Genomic DNA, 18,915 nt, shown 5'->3' with positions numbered 1-18,915 from the left:
GGACAAGGAAAAAAAGAAGTACATTAGGAATGCTAGGAAAACGCTCTCAATCCAAAGGAGGAATCGTAATGCATTTGTATCGACGAATGTTGCTGTGCTTGGTCGTCCTGTTGTCCGTTGTCGGCAGCTTGCCTGTTCAAGCAGCCGTTTATGGCAATAGGACCGTCGACTTCAACCAGTGGTCACCATGGATTACCTATGGAAAGACACAAGTGGACACAGATTTCGGGAACGCCAAAACGCTCCAGGGGGGTGATCGAATTAAAATCAACGACGCCGGCCAGCTTCGCTTCTTTCTGCCTAAGGGGCAGGTTGGCAGTGCGAACGCCGGAGGGATTATTAAGTCTGCCATCACTGGGAAAACGGACTACTCCATCGAGTACAAAATCAAATTTGCCAATGCCTTCCCCTGGAGCAAAGGCGGCAAAATCCCCGGAATAAGCGGGGGTGCAGGCTATGCCGGCTGCGACCCGGCATGGGCTGGAGACGGCTTCAGTGTCCGAATGATGTGGAGGGAAAATGGCAGACTGATCCCTTACGTGTATCATATGGATCAACCAAGCGATTGCGGTGATACCTTTGGGGCCACCGTCGACACATTAACAGCAGGACAATGGTACACTGTGAAGTATTACGTCAAGCTGAATACCGGTAATAATAAAGACGGCGTGCTTAAAATTTACATTGACGGCGTGTTGAAATTCGAAAAAAACAACATTCGATTCCGGAATGACAGCTCCGTGATCGACACCCTCCATATTGCGAACTTCCCTGGAGGCAGTGATTCCACCTGGGCTATGACAGCGGACGGATACGTCTATTTTGACGATTTCACGTGGTATTGATCCAAGCCAAGGTCTGAAGCAAGATTAATATAATAGGAGCTGTCTTGAGGTGCACTCAGCAACAGCTCCTATTCACATGACTGTGCCTGCCGGGATTAGTTTATAACACGAGCCCGCTTACCTTTATGACACATCGGGCTATCACACCTTAATGTGTTCCCGATACATCCAGTACAATGTCGCTGGTTTTCTTTGTAAAGACAGAGCTGGAAATCTTCTCCTGCAGCTTCTCATAATATAAGTCTTCATCCAGCGGCAGCTCCACCCAATCGTCCAACCAGGTAGACAGGTGCATTGCATTTGAGATTGTAAGACCTTTAATACCTTCTTCTCCAGGGGCCAATAAACTTTCACCCTTGAGTAAAGCATTTGTAAAGTTCTTGAGAATGCCTTGATGCTGTTCTCCGCCTGCCTGTACGGGAATGTCAAACCTCCAATCCTCCGGCCTGCCGAAGCCTCCCTTCCATTGGCTGTTAAACTGCGGCTCCGGTACCCGCAGACGCCAGAAGGAGAGCTTATTATCCTCAATCACCACTTTACCGTTATCCCCGGTGATCTCGAATCGATTCGTGCCCGGCGCTTCGCCTACAGTGGTAACGAAAAGCCCTGTAGCGCCATTCTCATATTCTACGTAAGCCGTTACATCGTCTTCGACCTCAATATTCCGATACTTGCCAAAATGGCAAAAGGCGCGGACGCGTTTAGGCATTAACCCGGTCGTCCACTGCCACAGGTCCAGCTGATGGGGATCCTGATTCAGCAGCACACCGCCGCCTTCGCCTGCCCAGGTCGCGCGCCAGCCGCCTGAATCGTAATAGCTTTGAGAACGATACCAGCTTGTAATAATCCAGTTCGTACGGCGAATTTCGCCGAGCTCGCCGGAATCCACCAAATCCTTCAGCTTCTGATAGAGTGGATTGGTTCGTTGATTGTACATAATTCCGAACAATTTGCCTGATTGCTTTGCTGCTTCATTCATTTGACGAACGGCCTTGGTGTACACACCTGCCGGCTTTTCGACCAATACATGATAGCCCGCCTCGAATGCCTTGATGGATTGAACGGGATGATCATAATGCGGTGTCGCAATGATCACGGCATCCATCCCCCGGAAAGCAAAGAAGCTTTCTTCATCAGCGAATAGCTGAACCTCGTTCGGGAGATTCGCTTTTGCCCATTCCAAACGTTCGGACCTCACATCGCATACGGCGGTGAGCTCAGCGCCGGGAATCTCCCTGACTAGCCATTTGGCATGCTTGCTTCCCATGTTGCCTAACCCGATGATGCCATAACGTACCTTGTCCATACGTAAGCTCCTTTGTTGGTATTTAGGAAAGACCCAGCTGTCTCAAGTTTCGATAGCTTGTCGCCAAACACTCGAATGGATCCTTATCGTAGCAATTATCTTGTTCAACGGCAGCCCACTCCACGCCGGTGCTTCGGCAAGCCTCTACAATAGCTGCATAATTCATATTGCCTTCGCCCACCTCTGCGAAGCGTTGTTCCCGCTCAGGATAGATCATCATGTCCTTAAAGTGAGCCACCTTCATCCGGCCCTTCACCTTGCGAATCCATTCCGCCGGGTCCGCGCCCCCCGCTTGCACCCAGTACATGTCCAGTTCAAAGCCTACGAACCTCGGATCTGTTTCTTCTAATAAAATATCCATCCCCAATCGACCGTTAAGCTTGGTAAATTCAAAATTGTGATTATGATAAATGAAGCTCAGACCGGCATCGGCAAGTCTTTTCCCTATTTCATTAGCTTGTTGGGCAAACGTGAGGTAGCCTTCCAGGCTATCCCGATATTGCGGAGGAATGGAACCAAGGCCGACATAGGAGCAGTCCCATACTCGATGCTTCTCAATAACCGCCTCCAAGTTTTCGGTTAACTGTGTGTAGGGAATATGCGTCGCGCAAATGGTAAGCCCGTTTTGATCAGCAATCCCCTTCAAAGCTTGATCATCAATCGGCCCGACTGCGGATACCTGAACGGCGTTATAACCGATCTCCTTTACTCGTTTCAGGGATGCGGCAATATCCTCCGGAGTTTGGACGAACTTCTTCAATGTAAATAACTGCACAGCAATATTCATCGGTTTCACTCTCCTATTCATAGTAAGACTAGTTTATCCCTCATAGCGAATGGCAGCTATGGCTTCCCTTGTCGTGACCTGTGTTTTTTTACGATAATGGCTTGTGAAAGTCAAAAAAGGCAAATCCTAAGGGGCTATGGCCCGCTTATGATTTGCCAGCAATCATTTATTTTGTTACGTGGTTCTCGGCATGCGGAGCAGCATTTTCGTCCCAACGGAGGGCTCGCTTTCAATAGATAACCCATAGCTCTCTCCAAACACCAGCTGAATGCGCTTATGGACATTAACGACGCCGATTCCACCCTTGTGGCCTTGTTCAAGAGCAGGGAGCTTGTTGCGCTTAAGTTTCTCTGTCAGCTCAATCCATCTTTGACGGGTCATCCCCACACCGTTATCCTCGACCGTTACAATGAACTCGTCATCCTTCATGTAACCGCCAATCCGGATGTAATGATGACTCTCCAGCCCGTCGGGGAACGCATGCTGGAAAGCATTCTCAACAAGCGGCTGCAGGGTGAGACGCACCATATTTCGCAGCAGATACTCCGGAGGTATGGTGACATCAATTTCAAAATCTCCTCCCGTGCGATAATTTATGATCATCAAGTAATTGAGTACATGCTTCAATTCATTCGCGATCGTGACCTCTTCCAAGTCCGTCTTAACCGCATAGCGGAACATATCCGCCAAATATTTAACGATACCCGTAATTTCTTTTGAGTCCTGAATCATTGCATAGCAGGCTATCGTTTCTAATGTATTATATAGAAAATGAGGATTGACCTGGAGCTGCAGCGCATGCAGTTCCGCCTGCTGTCGCTCCACCTGCGTCCCCCGTTCCTTCAGCTCGGCCTTATACACCTTATCCACCAGCTCGGATAACCTGCCTACCATCTTATTATAGCTCTTGGTAAGGTCATCCATCTCGTCATTGCGGCCGGACAAGGGAAGCTGGATCCAGTTTCCCTTCTCGGTTTGCAGCATCCCTTTCTTTAACCTCTGAATCGGCACCACCAGAGAACGTCCGAATCGAGTGGCAATCCATAAGGCTATGATAAGGGTGACCGCACTCATCACGATCGTGTTGCTGCGAATATTGTTAATGGGCTTTCTTAATTCGTTCACCGACATGGAAACGACCAAGTTCCAATCGGCGTATTGGGAGGGGAGAGCGAACATGACTCTTTCATCACCTGCTTCTTCATAGTGAATCAAATGCCCCTCGCTCCCGTTCTGCAGCTTGGATTTTAGCGCTTCCTCCATTTGGCTGCCGATTTGCTGTGAATCGGGATGGTAAATAATTTTCCCCTGATCGTTCACAACATAGAAATACCCATTTTCCCCCAAATCGATCCCTTTCCACAGCTGCTCCAACTTATTCTTATGGATTTCGATGGCGAGGATTCCATTAAATTCATAGATGTTATCTCGCTTAGGCACCCTTCTCGACAAGGTCAGCAAGCTGCTCTCCTCAGGCGAAACGGCGCTTACGTCCAGTACTTCGAAGCCGCCTCTTTCATCCGAGTGCTGATCCAAAAGACGGAAGGCCGTCTTCGCATCGAATTTTTCATGATACCGCTGTAAGCCTTGAATGTTTCCATTTACATAGAGATAATGTCCATAATTGCTCAACAAATAAATCGAGGCGATCTCCGGGTTCCGGAACGTCGCTTGCTTAAATGTATTATCTCTTAGGCTTGATCCATAGAAATGGTGTTCATAATAGTCGTCTGGGGATAAAGAAACAAATTTTTTGACTTGTTGACTGTTTAATAAGGAGAGAATCGTTCGTTCATATTCCTCTAAATATAGATTGGTATGATGCACCGCGTTATTCGCCGTCTGTGACATCTGGTTGTACATATATCGATCAAATTCCTTAACGGACTGCCAGTAGGTAAATAACGCCGTCGCCACCAAGGAAATCAAGATTACGATAAGGAAATAAAAAAAGATCCTGCGGGATAATGTCAGCTTTATCATTATTCTATCCCCATCAGTCTACGGTACTCTGAAGGAGAATATCCGGTAAATTTCTTAAACGTTTTGGTGAAATGGGGATAATCCGTGTAACCCACGGCCTGACAAATATCAATGATACGGTAATGCGGTATGTCCATCAGCGCCTTCGCATGCTCCATTCGTTTGCGTATACGGTACTGCACAAAGGTCTCATTCGTTTCTTTCTTAAACAAATGGCTGAAATAAGTCGTTGACATCCCGACAAGCTGCGCCATTTCTTCCAGTGTTACTTCTTCCGAAAGGTGAGTATCGATATAAGCCTTGGCTTCTTCGAAGGGATCCCGGTATTTTGACCCTCTCATCCTTGCCAGCTGGTCTGCCATTTCCAACACTTGCTGATTAAAGCTGCTGAGCAAGGCTGCCGAGGACATGGCTTCCCATTCCTTGGGCAGATTGATTGGAGCTTGAAAAGAACGCTTCAGCAACCGTTTCTTAAGTCCTTCCAGGCAATCCTTGAGTAGCTGCGCCAATTGATCGGTACGGATGCTCCAGTTCTTGGTCTGCTCCTCCCCCTCCTCCAGCATCTCCTTGATGCGCGGGATATTCAGCCTCCAAATTACCTCTTCCAGCTCTTCCAACCAATTTTCATACATCGAAAAGGAAACAAGCTTCGTATCAAGATCCCATTCTGATATCAGCTTGTCGAATAAGGAGTATAGGTCCGGAGGATGGACCGGCTTCAATAAGTATTCACGAACGCCATATCGCATCGCTTGCTTCGCATAGCTAAAATCATCATAACCGGAGACGACGATCGTCTGGATATGGGGAAACTGCTTATTGATATGTTCGCATAGGGATATTCCGTCCATTTTGGGCATCCGGATATCCGTTACCACCATGTGTACCGGTTTTCCTGCAAGGATCTCAAGTGCCTCTACTCCGTTGCTGGCGCTATAAACCGCTAATGTTCTCCTGGGGTATTGCTCAACGATTTTCATTATGCCTTTACGTATGATCATCTCATCGTCAACAACTAATACTGCGTTCATCAGTACCTCCCCTTCTGACCAAGAAGAACAATTCAAGCCCCCTTCCATTATATCAAAAGGGAGCTTGAACTTTCAGGTCTTTTTCTTTGTCATTATGCTAGAATCCTATTTTACGTTCGCATCGGGTCCGACGCGGAAAATATTTTTCTTTTTGTTCCAAGATTCGGTAGCTTCTTTAATGACCTTGTCTCCGCCTTTTTTCTTCCATTCCTCCAGGACCTTCGGATAATCAGAAATCGGACGCTTGCCATAGATCATTTGAATCAACGCATCACCGATAACCTTCGGAGCTTTATCAAACCCTGGCGTGATGTCGGGATCGACGGAATACGCTTCAAGAGGTTTAATGAACGAGATGCCTTCACGACCCTCTTTATTCACAATGGCCATAGCATCCAACACCTTTTGACCGTTGGCTTTGGTCTTCAGAAGCGTTTCGTCATACGACATATCTCCTACGAGCTTCACCCAGCCGGAAAGGAACGACTGCTGATTGATTTCTTCCTCTGTTTTCGGCTCCTTGTACTCAATTTTGCCGCTTGCATCCTTCGTATACGTTTGACCCTCAATACCGAAGGTCAGGAACTCTTTTCCTTTTTCGGTAAGCATCCAATCAAAGAATTCAATGATTTTGCCGGCCTTTGCATCATCCAATTTTGCGCTAAGGTAACTTAAACGAAGGGTTTTGCTGTACAGCATATTGCCGCCCTTGCCATCTGGACCTACCGGCGAAGCAATCACGTCAAGCTTCGCTTCAGGGATGATTTTCTTCAGTCTTTCTTCATCACTCAGAACACTATTAGCGTTGATCTCCCAAACGGCTGTTTTTCCGGAGTCTATATTTTTGCCTCTCTCCGCTGCGCCATGGGAAGCCCAGTCGGGAGCAACAAGACCTTCATCCTGCATCGTCTTCCATACGGTCAATGCTTTGGTCATGTTCTCCACATCCATGAATTTCGGAACAATCTGGTCTCCTTGCTTCTCGAACATGTTGTTCCCGAACATAACATCGTAAGCACCGAAGATCGCTTGTGAATAAGCAAAATCCGTTCTAGCTCCAAACGGTACCGAGTGTCCTTTTGCTTTAAGCGTTCTCAGCATTTGCATAAAATCTTCTACTGTCTTTGGCTTGTTGATGTCGTATTTCTCTAACAAATCCGTACGAACGACCATAGCTCGTCTAGAGGGATTCGACAAGTACTGTGGTATTGCGTAAATTTTCCCGTCGATGCTGACTTCATCCCAGGCATCCTTCGGAATAAGCTTCATCAGGTTAGGACCGTGCTTCGCCAACAGATCATTCAGGGGCTTGAACACACCGGCTTCTACCGCGCCGCCCATAGAAGGATCAAGCGGAAGCATACCCTGCTGCACATGGATGACATCCGGAATATCGCCACTGGCAAACATCACGCCCATAGCTTCACGATAGCTTTCGTCTTGCAGCACCTTAAGCGTAAGTTTTGTGTTTGTAAGCTTTCCCAGCTCCAGAATATATTTCTCATTGTTGATGTCCCCGGAGTTCATGGCAACCTTGTTTTTATTCGCACCTAGTGCAATCGTAAAGGAAACCGGACCATCGGGCGCTTTGCTGCCTTCCGTTTTCGCTTTATTGTCGGTTGAGCATGCAGCAAGAAGTGTTGTGGAAGCAATCACCAAGCTTAACGCTGCCTTTATTTTCTTTCCCATTTTCTCATAACCCCCTCGTATTTATAAATCAAAGTAAAGCGTTTGCTTTGCACACAGCTACTTTACCATATCCGGAATCGCCTTCGATATTGGCGAACTTGCGACAGGTTGTGTTTTTTTGTTTGTTTTACCCCTTGACGGAACCGATCATAAGTCCTTTGACGAAGTGGCGCTGCAGGAACGGATACAGCAGAATAATCGGTATGGCCGCCACAACCACGACAGCCATTTTGATCCCCTCCTCCGAGGTATTGGTCAAATACTCATCGTTTGGAAGCAAGGAATCCGCCGAGCTTTTTACATATTGCGTCAGCTTGACTTGAATCGGCATCAGATTTGAATCCTGAATATAATATAATGCGCTAGTGTACGTATTCCAGTGACCCACTGCGTAGAACAGGCACATCGTAGCCATCACCGGCGTTGACAGCGGAAGCACGATGCTCCACAAGGTCCTCAGCTCACCGCTGCCGTCGATTCGAGCGGATTCGATCAGCTCCATCGGAATCGTCATAAAGAAAGATCTCATGACAAATAGATTAAAGGTTGCAATTGCATTGGGCAGCATCAATGCCCATAGGGAATTGATTAAACCAAGCTGCTTAATCAACATATAGTTGGGTATTAGGGGTGCCGAGAAAATCCAAACGAAGAGGATCATCAGCAGGATATATTTGCGCCCCATATACTCGCTTCTCGACAAGGAGTAGGCAAGACTTGCCGTCATGGCCAGGTTAATAAATGTACCGACTACCGTAATGATGACACTCACCTTTAGGGCTTGCCATATCGATGGATTCTTCAAGATTTCATTATAGTTCTCAAAGGTCAGCTCAACAGGCCAAAGAAATACCTTGCCCGAACCAATCGCGCCTGCACTGCTTAAGGATTGGGAAAACACGTGGAGCAGCGGGAATAAGGCCAAGCAACCGTAGAGGAATAAAAAAACGATGATGAATCCGCCGAATAACCTTTCCGCTTTTGTCTGTCGTCTCATGTACTTTGGCTCCTTTTAATAAAGACTCTCGCCTGTTGCTTTTTTGCTTAATGTGTTGGCACTCATGATGAGCACTAAACCTACCAAGGATTTGAATACGCCAATAGCCGTGGTGAAGCTGTATTGTCTTTGAACCAGTCCCGTTCGATAAATATACGTATCCAGTATGTCGGCGTTAGCCGTATTGAGAGAGTTCAAGAAAACATACACTCTTTCAAAACCGAAATCAAGGAAGTTGCCGATTTGAAGCAAAAAGAGGATCGTAATCGTCGGCAGAAGCGCCGGAAGTGTAATGGAAATCGTCTGGCGCCAACGGTTCGCCCCATCCATCTCGGCGGCCTCGTACAAATCCGGATTAATACCGGCGAGGGCGGCCAAATAAATGATCGTGCCGTAGCCCGCATCCCTCCAAATGCCCGAACCCACTAGAATGGTGCGAATGTAGCTGTTCTCCCCAAGAAAATACTGCGGCTCAAAACCGAACATCATGATAATCCGGTTCACTAAGCCGCCTGACGGTGATAGAATTTCAATCATAATCCCGGCAATTACAGCCCAAGACAGAAAATGGGGCATATAAACGACCGTTTGAATGGTTCGTTTAAAAATCACCTTTCTAACTTCATTCAACAGAAGCGCCAAAATGATCGGTGCCGGGAAAGCAAACAAAATATCGTAAAAGGCAATTAAGATGGTGTTCTTAAGAATGGTCAAAAACTCCATGTATTCGAACATGCGTTGAAAATGCTTAAAGCCTACCCAAGGGCTCGCAAACACTCCTTTAAAGATGTTGTAATCTTTAAAAGCTATGACGATTCCGAAGAGAGGTACGTACTTAAACAAAAGAAAGAAAAAAATGCCTGGTAAGGAAATAAAATACAATACTCTAAACTCCCATAGCTTACTCCAAAAGGTTCGCTTATAACGGGTATTGCTATGCGTTGCTGTATTTGCCGGGGCTGAGCTTTGCACCGGCCTCACCTCGTTTCTTAAAATTTATATACTTATCGTACACGGGCCCATCACCCTTAGATATAGAGCGCCTTTCAACAGGTTGTGTTTTTTTTCGATAGAACCAACTCTTGTAAAACAGCAAATTCAACTTTTTGCCATTCGATTCTATATTATTCTCATAGACACATTAATGTAATAATATGTATTATGTACTCGATGCGACCACAACATCCAATTCAAGGGAGGTTACAACTGTGCAGCAATATTATTGTCTGGACTGCCAACAACTTCACGAAAAAGGATCATTCGAAAAGGAAGTCGTTTTTAGTACAGGCTATTTCGTTGTAAAAGAAATCTCCTATCTTGCCGGCTACTGCAGTTGGGACAAAGAATCACCCACGAACTAAGTGCACAACAAAAAGAGCCTGCCGGAATCGACAGGCTCATTGGAATTTTTATTTTGACTTCACTCTGACCGGGGATCTGCTCTCGCCTCAAGCTACCTTGCCTTCGGCATCGCCTTCTGCTCCTTGTATTGGAGCTCATACAGCCTGTAGTAGTAGCCGCGCTGCGCAAGCAGCTGATAATGGTTCCCGATCTCGCGGACCTTGCCCTTGTGCATAACGATAATCTGATCCGCATGCTGGATCGTGGACAAACGGTGAGCGACGATAAGCGTTGTGCGTCCTGCTGAAATGTTGTGCAGCGCGTCCTGTACGACGAGCTCCGTCTCCGTATCGATGTTCGACGTCGCTTCATCCAGAATGAGGATTTGCGGATTGAAGGCGATCGCCCGGGCGAACGACAGCAGCTGCCGCTGACCGAGTGACAAGTTCACACCCCGCTCCCCGAGAGGGGTAGCATAGCCCTTCGGCTGGCTGCGGATGAATTCGTCCATATGCACCATACGTGCCGCCTCCACTACCTTCTCCTCAGGGATCTCGTGATCGTTCAACCGGATGTTCGAGCTGATATCCCCCGTGAACAGGAATACATCCTGCTGCACGATGCTGATGGTCCTTCTCAAATCGGCGACCGGAATGTCCCGTATGTCGATCCCGTCCAGCTTGATGCTGCCCCGCTGAATATCGTAGAACCGGTTCATCAGCTGAATGATTGAGCTCTTCCCTGCGCCGGTTGCGCCTACGAATGCAACGGTCTGCCCCGGCTGAATCGTGAAGCTGACATCCTTCAGCACCCAATCCTCGCCGTTGTAGGCGAACCATACATTCTCGAACGATATTTCCCCGCGCACCTGTTTGGGCAGGACGACCGTCTTCGGCGAGTCCACGATCGCGGGCTTTTCATCCAGCATGTCAAAGATACGCTCCGCCCCTACCATCGCCGTCTGGATCTGGTTGTACTTCTCCGCCAGGCTCATCAAAGGCTGGAAAAATTGTCTGACATAATGCGTAAAGGCATACACGATACCGAAGGTGATTTCGCCGTTAATTACGCTCTTTCCCCCGTACCAGAGCAGCAGTGCAATCGCTACGTTACCGAGGAAGCCGATCGCCGGCTGGAAGATCGAGTTAATGACCGTTCCCTTCATCCCTGCGCGGTAATATTCGGTGTTCTGGTGGTCAAACTGCTCCCGCTGCCGCTCCTCCCTGATAAATAATTGCGTGATGCGAATCCCGGACAGGTTCTCCGCGAGGAAGGAATTCAGACGGGACAGAATGACCCGGCTCATCCGCTGGGCTTCCCGGATCACGCTCCGGTACCAGAAGGTAAGGATCGCGAGAAACGGCAGCACGGCAAAGGACAGCAGCGCCAGCTCCAAATTCATATGCAGCATGACCGCAACGATACCTATGAGGATGATGACATCCTTCACCAGATTCACAACCACTTGGGAATAGAGCTGGTTCAGTGACTCCGTATCCTGTGTTACACGCACCACGAGTCGTCCTACGGGATTACGGTCGAAGTAGGACATCGACATGCGGCTAAGATGCGTAAACAACTGCTGACGTATGTTAAAAATAATCGTTTGTCCTGTGTACTGAAGCAAATTGCTCTGCACGTAGTTTAATATAGCCGCGCCGAGCACGGCTGCAAAGAACAGCGCGCCGAGCCATACGAAGCCCCAATAATCTTGCGTGCGGAAAGCTTCGATGTCCGCAGACGTCAACACAGCCGATTTGGGAAGCTGGTCCGGTGCTTCCAGCTCCTGGGGCGTAGGCCAGTCGGGGACGAGCACCTCCTGCCCTCCGACCTTTACGATCTGCGTCCTCTCTGTGCCCTCCGGGAGCTGCCCCTGGAGTTGAGCGACCTCCTCCTGATCGAGCCGCACGTAAGCCTTGCCGTTCCATTCCGTAACGTCGCCGTAAGGCTTCAGCTTCTCCGCCCGAGATGCTTCCGCAGCCAGCATCGGCTGGTTTAAACCGTTGATATGTCCGTCGATAACCACCTTAATAATGTAAGGCCGTGCCAGGTCGGAGACGACGATCAAAAAGGCCATCGTAATACACAGCAGGATCATCTTCCAATATGGCTTGGCATAAGCCAGCAGTCTCGATAACAGCTGTGTGTCTTTAAACTTCTTGACTTCATTCTCGATATGGATGTTGGTCATATTCCGGCACCTCCCTGCTGCAGGCGGGCAAGAATCGCAGCCCGGTCCGCACCGTCCTGACGCTCCGCTTCCTGATCCAGCAGCTGCTTATGATACATATCCGCATAAAGGCCGTTGCGCTTCAGCAGCTGGTCATGCGTCCCCCGTTCCACGATACGCCCTTCGTCCATCACGACGATCTGATCGGCAGCCTGAACGGATGAAATGCGGTGTCCTATAATAATCGTCGTACGCTGATTCATGACGGATTTCAATCCTTCGAGGATAAGGTCCTCCGTAATCGTATCCACGGCAGACAGGCTGTCGTCGAAGATCAGAATCGACGGCTTCTTGATAATCGCCCTCGCTATGCTGACCCGCTGCCGCTGCCCCCCGGACAAGGAAATCCCCCGTTCCCCCAGCGCCGTATCGAATTGGTTCGGGAATTCAATGATATTCTCGTACACCTGCGCTACCTTCGAAGCTTCGATTACTTGCTCATCCGTGTAGGGATGCGGATCGAAGCCGATGTTGTCCCGAATCGTGGAGGAGAACAGAAACTGATCCTGCGGTACGATGCCGACCTGCCCCCGTAAGGTGCGCAGCGGAATTTCGTGAATGTCGTGCCCGTCGATAAACATCGTCCCTTTCGGAGGATTGTACAGCCGCACCAGAAGATGGACGAGCGTGCTCTTCCCGCTGCCGACCCGCCCTACAATCGCCAGGCTCGAGCCTTTCGGCACCTTCAGGGAAATATCCCGCAGCGTAGGCCTCTTCGCCTCCGGGTACGAGAAGGTAAGGTTCTTAATCTCGATGTCTCCATCGATGAACTCAATCTCCTGATTCGCGATCACATCGTCCACGACGTCCGGCTGCGTATCAAAAATTTGCATCAATCGAACCTCTGACGCCCTGCCGCGCTGCATCAGATTGACTACCTTGCCAAGGTTCTCGATCGGACCCATAAGCAGAGATAGATACGTATTAAACGCAACAAATTCTCCCAGGGTAATCCATCCCTTCAGCACCATCGTTCCGCCAAGAACAACGGACACGAGGAAGCTGAATCCGACGATTCCCGTGCTGAGACTGCCGAAGAGCGAGTTCGAGCGAACGAAACGGCGGTTCATATCGACGGCTTTCTGATTATCCTTCGTGAACAGCTCCCGTTCCGCCTCTTCCTGATTAAAGGCCTTCACTACGCGAATGCCCGCGGTGAATTCCTGCACGCGGCTCGTTAAGTCGGAGATCGCCGCCTGCATGTCCGTCGATTGCTGCTGAATCCGTTTGTTGAATCTATACGCCAGCAAGCTTAGCAGCGGAAGCGGCAGCATGGTCAGGAGGGTAAGCCATGGGTTTACGGAGCTTACCATCGCAATTACAGAGATCGTGATGAGCAGCACGGATTCCATCACGTTGAAGTATCCCTGCATCGTCACCTCCCGGATGACCCCGACGTCGCTGATCGCGTGAGACATCAGATCCCCGATCCGCTGATTGTTAAAATACTGGGCAGACAACCGTTCCCAGTGTGCAAACAGCTCGCCGCGCACCTTCATCTCCAGCTGTCTGGCCAGCCGGAATAAATAAATACGGGAAACCGATCGAAAGAAAGCGATTCCGAACCCCGCCGCTACAAGCCATAATCCGTATTGGACCGCCTGGTCATACGTAAGGCTTCCTACCTGAAGCTGATCCGTAAATCTTCCCAGCAAGAGCGGAATGACCAGCTGAAGCAAAGAAGATATGGACAATAATGCAAATCCCATTACGTAAGGCAAGCGGTGCTGTTTGATGTGACTTAAGAAAATATTTTTCCTCTCCATCCAATATCCTCCCGTACCGGTAGTTTGCTATAGTTAGGGTAACCTGAACGGGAGGAAGAAGCCATGGATATCCTTACTGCGAATCATGGACTATTTTGCTTTATGGAAGTGCCACATATGAATACGCTCCTTGCCTTGGGCTAGCCACTGCTTCATTTCCAGCAGGTCGGCATCTCCTTCGCCGGTTTCCTCTAAGCGGTAGCTTTTGAGCGCTTGAAAGGCGGGATGCTCCATGCCCTCCCACACTTCGACAAACAAGCCCGGTTGATCCGTTCCTTCATAAATTTGGAGCGACGGATACCGCCCTGTCATTTTCTCCGCCCACGACATATACTTAGCACGATGAATCGAATCAATATGGTACTCAGAAAAGGCCAGCCACATTTTTTTCAACTCCTTTGCTTTATTTTGCGTAAGAAAATGATACACTAATACTACCTGCACAAAAAGACATACGAATTTTAACAGGAGGTATGCCCATGGATACCGGTACGCACCTAGTGATAGGACTTGGGCTCGCCGGGCTTGCACACATTGATCCTGTGATTGCCTCCGACCCGGTAGCATCCACCGCCGTTCTGATCGGAACCGTGGCCGGGCAGCAGGCGCCCGACGCCGATACGCTGCTGCGACTGCGAGGCAACGCCACTTACATTAAGCACCACCGCGGCATGTCGCATTCGCTCCCCGCTGTCGTGCTCTGGACAGGACTGATCTCCGGCGCACTCGGTTTGATGTTCAACAATCTTCCCATGTCGCATATCGTTTTCTGGGTTTTCATCGCTGTCGCTTCTCACGTCTTCTCCGACCTGTTCAATACATATGGAACCCAGGCGATGAGACCGATTACTGAGAAGTGGATTTCGTGGAACATCATTCACATTTTTGATCCGATTATTTTTCTGTCTCATATTCTCGCCTTGTTTCTTTGGTCGGTTCACTTGGTCGCTCCACAGGTGATTTTCCCCATACTTTACACGTTTCTAGGACTTTACTATGTGTATCGTACTTGGTACCATTGGAGATTGGAAGCCACCATGTACCGCAATGATACGACCTACGAGCCGGGAGATAAGTATACGTTGATTCCTACGATCCACCAGTATTTGTGGCAGGTTGTGAAGCGCCGGAGGGACGGTGCCTATCAGCTTGGTGAATATAAGAGCGGACAGATCAAATGGGTCGATCAGGTTGCTTGCGATGTGCACCCTGCCGTCGAAGCCTCCAAGAAGCATCCGAATATCGCCTGCTTCCTGTATTTCTCCTCTTTCGCCTGTGCCCACGTGAAGGAGCACCCCTGGGGCTACGAGGTGCAATGGGCTGACGTAAGGTACCGGCACCGCAAGCAGTATCCTTTCGTTGCCGTGCTGCTGATGGACCGTGAGTTTGAAGCGATCGATTCCTATGTCGGGTGGCTCAGCTCTTCCCGATTGGAGAAAAAGCTGCGGGTCGACTTGTACTAGGTACGGTCGCCCGCTTGTTTTTGTTTTTGAATGGTCCGCCAGCCTGCGTCATTTGTGATAAAATGCAACAATAATTACTGCCATTCATTCTTTTGGGCATGATTTGTGCCATTTTGCAGCTTTAATGGGAGAATCGTGCTTAAAGGCCCTTGGTTTGAAAAGATTGCTGTATTATCTCACAAATTTTATCCTTTTTCGGCTTTATGTCCCGAGAATCTTGCAGAAATGCAGAAATTTAAGAAAACCTCTATCGTTAGACATTCTTTAACGTTCAAAAAAGCCCAAGGAGAATTCTCCTTGAGCTTCTATTGATGAATCCCTTGCAATTAGCGAACTTGGCCTGCGAGTGCTTGCTCTGCGATTTGTACCAGACGACGAGTGATGTGACCACCGATTGCACCGGTATCACGAGTTGCCATGTAACCATAGTAGCCGTCTTGAGGGATTTGGATACCCAGTTCTTGAGCTACCTCATACTTCAATTGATCCAATGCTTGAGAAGCTTGTGGAACTACCAACACGTTGCTGCTGCGGGATTGACCTGCACCCATGTTCAGCACTCCTTTCAATTTTGGATGATGTCTTTGATGTATTTGCAAGCTTGCAAGCTTATTATGTGACGTATGCCGAAACTTATACGCAACTTTTTGAAAAAACTTTTTGAGTTTCAAATGTTACGCCACGCGGGCGTACGGAAAGGCGGTGGAACATATGAATAAAGGACTAGCACTCTTCTTTGCCTTCGTCGGAACGGCATTGCTCGCGGCCATCAGCTACTTTATGGCCGCAGGCCGCCCGTGGATGGCTCTCCTGTTCGGCGGCATTTCGCTGCTTTTCATCGGAGCCGGCTTCATTATTAAAGCCAAATCGAGAAAAAAAGAAAGCTAAGCGACCGCTCCCGCCAGGGAGCCCGCTTAGCTTTCTTTTTACTATCCCAGCCTACAGGGCTACGAAACCCATTTTCTCCTTCACTTGCTTCACCATCAGCTCCGCTTGCTCGTTGGCACGCTCTTTGCCGCTGCGCAGCACATCGTACAGTTCGCCTGAGGAACGAATTTGGCGATAACGCTCTTGCAGCGGCTCCAGCAGCCCCACGACAGCCTCGGCAAGATCCTTCTTAAACGGTCCGTAGCCCTGCCCTTCGTATTGCGCCTCAATTTCCGCCACGGACTTGTTCGCGCATTGCGAGTAGATGCTCATCAAATTGCTGACCTCAGGCTTATTCTGAGGATCATATTTCACTTCTCTTCCCGAATCCGTTACAGCCCGGCTCAGCTTCTTTCGAATGACATCCGGCGAATCGAGCAGTGCAATGAAGCTGCCAGGGTTAGGGCTGCTCTTGCTCATCTTCTTCGAAGCGTCGTCCAAGGACATGATCCTTGCTCCCACTTCCGGGGTGTAAGGCTGCGGAATCGTAAACGTCTCGCCGAAGCGAGTGTTGAACCGGTGTGCCAAGTCGCGCGTCAGCTCGAGATGCTGCTTCTGGTCGTCGCCTACAGGTACCAAATCCGCATTGTAGAGCAGAATGTCAGCTGCCATCAAGGATGGATAAGTGAATAACCCTGCGCCGACTGACTCCTTGCCCGCGGACTTATCCTTGAACTGCGTCATTCGTTCCAGCTCTCCCATGTAGGTGAGCGTCGTCAGCAGCCATCCGAGCTCCGCATGGGCCTTCACCGAGGACTGCAGGAAAACGCTGGCCACCTTCGGGTCAATCCCCGCCGCCAAATAAAGGGCTGCTACCGCCTCCGTTTGCTCCTTCAGCGCAGCGGGGTCCTGAGGAACCGTAATGGCGTGAAGATCCACGACCATGAAAAAGCAATCGTGGGTATGCTGCAGCTTTACGAAATTTTTCAAAGCGCCGATATAGTTCCCCAGTGTCAATTGCCCGCTGGGCTGCATACCGGACAAAACTCTCAGCTTCGTCATCGTATATCACTCCTGTGAATGGATTTATTTCCTGGAACGCAAAAAGGCCTCTCCTCCGCAAGGGACGAGAGACCGTGGTGCCACCCTAATTCGCCGCATGCTAAGCCTGATTGCTGCCGCATGAGCCTTCAATACTCCTGTAACGGGGAGTGTCCGGATCGGCATACTGCTGCGCGGCAAGCAATCGCTCTTCATCCGGGCCCGGATATGCGCAGGTTCAACCTTCAGCTCAAGGATCCATTCGATCGGCCGCCACCCGCCGGTTCACACCACCCACCGGCTCTCTGCAGAGCGTCGCTTCCGTCTACTTATTCCTGTCATCGCTTTGTTAGAGAACATCTTAACGATCTCATCGCCGTTTGTCAAGGAGCGCATCTTACTTTTTTTGTAAAGCTCATCCATAAAAACTCGTCCTATTCCTCTGTTTCCCTGCATACGTTATAATAATAATTATTACGAAAAACAAAAGGGAGACATGTCCATTGCAAACGATGATCCTTCGGTGGGGCACCAACCTTCTGACGGTGCTGTGCCTCGTAATGCTGTTTCTCATTTTTACGCAAAAGCAGCCTCCCGACCTGTCGTTCCTAAACGCAGACAACGTGCAGAGCTTCAAAACCTTGTTCCTCAGCATCATTCTTGAAGCCTTCCCGTTCGTCCTGCTCGGGGTGATCGTATCCGCGCTGCTCCAAATGTTCGTCTCCGAGCAAACGATTCGCCGGTTTACTCCGAAGAATCCGATCCTGGGCGTCTTGTTTGCCTGCGTAGTCGGAATTATTTTTCCTTTGTGCGAGTGCGGAATGATTCCGGTCATCCGGCGTCTCATGAAGAAAGGAATGCCCGTCTACGTCGCCGTCGTCTTTATCCTGGTCGGGCCCATCATCAATCCGGTAGTGTACGCCTCCACCTTCATGGCGTTCCGCAGCCGTCCCGAGATCGCTTATTCTCGTATGGCTCTGGCTTTTATCGTCGCCTTCGTCATCGGTCTCATCATTTACCGTTTTGTTAGAAACAACCCGCTCCGCGGATCCGCTGCAGAACCCGGCAACGCCGTACATAACCATGCTCATGACCATCATGAGCATCACCACCGCCATGAACACCACCATCATCATGAGCACCCTCCTGCCAAAACAAACCGTTTCCTGGCTACCTTCGGGCATGCTTCGGACGAATTTTTTGACATGGGCAAGTATTTAATCTTCGGTGCGCTGCTGACGGCATTGATTCAAACCCTGGTTTCCAGAGAGAGCCTTGTGTCGATCGGTCAAGGGGAGGTCGTCTCCCATTTATTCATGATGGGCTTTGCTTATGTGCTTTCTCTCTGCTCCACCTCGGATGCGTTTGTTGCCTCTTCCTTCGCAACCACGTTCTCGACAGGCTCCCTGCTAACCTTCCTGGTGTTCGGGCCTATGATCGATCTGAAAGGGACGCTTATGCTGTTATCGACCTTCAAGGTCCGGTTTGTCATTTTGTTGTCTTTGTTAACGGCAGTGACGGTGCTTGCCGCCTCATTGCTGTTCGAACGCTTCTTTTTCATGTAAAACC

At 49.3% G+C, this 18,915-nt stretch carries 16 protein-coding genes and 1 other annotated feature; of the genes, 4 read left to right on the top strand and 12 right to left on the bottom strand.

What is annotated here, in order from left to right; translation table 11 throughout:
• The first annotated feature begins 68 nt into the window (after positions 1 to 68).
• A complete protein-coding gene (locus QMO62_RS22785) occupies positions 69 to 845 on the top strand; it encodes a polysaccharide lyase (RefSeq protein ID WP_284644535.1) in 777 nt (258 codons plus the stop codon).
• 148 nt (positions 846 to 993) lie between these two features.
• Here the strand turns inward: QMO62_RS22785 and QMO62_RS22780 are convergent, their stop codons facing one another.
• The 10 genes from QMO62_RS22780 to QMO62_RS22735 form a co-directional block, all read right to left on the bottom strand.
• Entirely contained in the window at positions 994 to 2,151 is a 1,158-nt protein-coding gene (locus tag QMO62_RS22780) for a Gfo/Idh/MocA family protein (protein ID WP_284644533.1), read from the bottom strand.
• Positions 2,152 to 2,173: 22 nt separating this feature from the next.
• Positions 2,174 to 2,938: a sugar phosphate isomerase/epimerase family protein gene (locus tag QMO62_RS22775; protein ID WP_284644531.1), complete on the bottom strand. Its 765-nt coding sequence runs from the start codon at positions 2,936 to 2,938 to the stop codon at positions 2,174 to 2,176.
• Positions 2,939 to 3,112: 174 nt separating this feature from the next.
• Positions 3,113 to 4,921 (bottom strand): sensor histidine kinase, encoded by a 1,809-nt coding sequence (locus QMO62_RS22770; protein WP_284644529.1) that lies wholly within the window; start codon positions 4,919 to 4,921, stop codon positions 3,113 to 3,115.
• Positions 4,921 to 5,952: a response regulator transcription factor gene (locus QMO62_RS22765; protein WP_284644527.1), complete on the bottom strand. Its 1,032-nt coding sequence runs from the start codon at positions 5,950 to 5,952 to the stop codon at positions 4,921 to 4,923. The genes QMO62_RS22770 and QMO62_RS22765 overlap by 1 nt, the downstream gene beginning before the upstream one ends.
• Positions 5,953 to 6,057: 105 nt before the next feature.
• Complete coding sequence (locus QMO62_RS22760) at positions 6,058 to 7,641, bottom strand: extracellular solute-binding protein (protein ID WP_284644525.1); 1,584 nt, start codon at positions 7,639 to 7,641, stop codon at positions 6,058 to 6,060.
• A 127-nt stretch (positions 7,642 to 7,768) separates the two neighbouring features.
• Entirely contained in the window at positions 7,769 to 8,638 is an 870-nt protein-coding gene (locus QMO62_RS22755) for a carbohydrate ABC transporter permease (protein WP_284644523.1), read from the bottom strand.
• A 15-nt stretch (positions 8,639 to 8,653) separates the two neighbouring features.
• Entirely contained in the window at positions 8,654 to 9,610 is a 957-nt protein-coding gene (locus QMO62_RS22750) for an ABC transporter permease (protein ID WP_372516692.1), read from the bottom strand.
• 481 nt (positions 9,611 to 10,091) lie between these two features.
• Positions 10,092 to 12,170 (bottom strand): ABC transporter ATP-binding protein, encoded by a 2,079-nt coding sequence (locus QMO62_RS22745; RefSeq protein WP_284644521.1) that lies wholly within the window; start codon positions 12,168 to 12,170, stop codon positions 10,092 to 10,094.
• Positions 12,167 to 13,975, bottom strand: a complete 1,809-nt coding sequence (locus tag QMO62_RS22740; protein ID WP_284644518.1) for an ABC transporter ATP-binding protein — start codon at positions 13,973 to 13,975, stop codon at positions 12,167 to 12,169. Before QMO62_RS22740 ends, QMO62_RS22745 begins: the two co-directional genes overlap by 4 nt.
• Before the next feature lie 90 nt (positions 13,976 to 14,065).
• On the bottom strand, positions 14,066 to 14,359 hold the full coding sequence (locus QMO62_RS22735) for a hypothetical protein (protein ID WP_284644516.1): 294 nt from the start codon (positions 14,357 to 14,359) through the stop codon (positions 14,066 to 14,068).
• A 95-nt stretch (positions 14,360 to 14,454) separates the two neighbouring features.
• Between QMO62_RS22735 and QMO62_RS22730 the strand changes: the two genes are divergently transcribed.
• Positions 14,455 to 15,438 carry a metal-dependent hydrolase gene (locus tag QMO62_RS22730; RefSeq protein WP_284644514.1) on the top strand — a complete coding sequence of 328 codons (984 nt, stop codon included), beginning with the start codon at positions 14,455 to 14,457 and terminating at the stop codon, positions 15,436 to 15,438.
• A 326-nt stretch (positions 15,439 to 15,764) separates the two neighbouring features.
• Here the strand turns inward: QMO62_RS22730 and QMO62_RS22725 are convergent, their stop codons facing one another.
• Positions 15,765 to 15,989, bottom strand: a complete 225-nt coding sequence (locus tag QMO62_RS22725; RefSeq protein WP_284645009.1) for an alpha/beta-type small acid-soluble spore protein — start codon at positions 15,987 to 15,989, stop codon at positions 15,765 to 15,767.
• 160 nt (positions 15,990 to 16,149) lie between these two features.
• On the opposite strand from QMO62_RS22725, the gene QMO62_RS22720 reads away from it, so the two are divergent.
• Positions 16,150 to 16,326, top strand: coding sequence for a hypothetical protein (locus QMO62_RS22720; protein WP_284644513.1), 177 nt, complete (start codon positions 16,150 to 16,152; stop codon positions 16,324 to 16,326).
• Positions 16,327 to 16,377: 51 nt separating this feature from the next.
• On the opposite strand, the gene trpS is transcribed toward QMO62_RS22720, so the two are convergent.
• A complete protein-coding gene (gene trpS / locus QMO62_RS22715) occupies positions 16,378 to 17,367 on the bottom strand; it encodes a tryptophan--tRNA ligase (RefSeq protein WP_284644511.1) in 990 nt (329 codons plus the stop codon).
• A 57-nt stretch (positions 17,368 to 17,424) separates the two neighbouring features.
• Positions 17,425 to 17,697 (bottom strand) — a binding site (T-box leader).
• A gap of 161 nt (positions 17,698 to 17,858) precedes the next feature.
• On the opposite strand from trpS, the gene QMO62_RS22710 reads away from it, so the two are divergent.
• Positions 17,859 to 18,911 (top strand): permease, encoded by a 1,053-nt coding sequence (locus QMO62_RS22710; protein WP_372516730.1) that lies wholly within the window; start codon positions 17,859 to 17,861, stop codon positions 18,909 to 18,911.
• Positions 18,912 to 18,915 lie beyond the last annotated feature (4 nt).

The sequence above is a fragment of the Paenibacillus silviterrae genome (assembly GCF_030167925.1).
GTDB classification, from domain to species: domain Bacteria; phylum Bacillota; class Bacilli; order Paenibacillales; family NBRC-103111; genus Paenibacillus_G; species Paenibacillus_G silviterrae.
The sequence above is the reverse complement of the archived record's forward strand: the minus strand, read 5'-3'. Positions and strand labels throughout refer to the sequence as shown.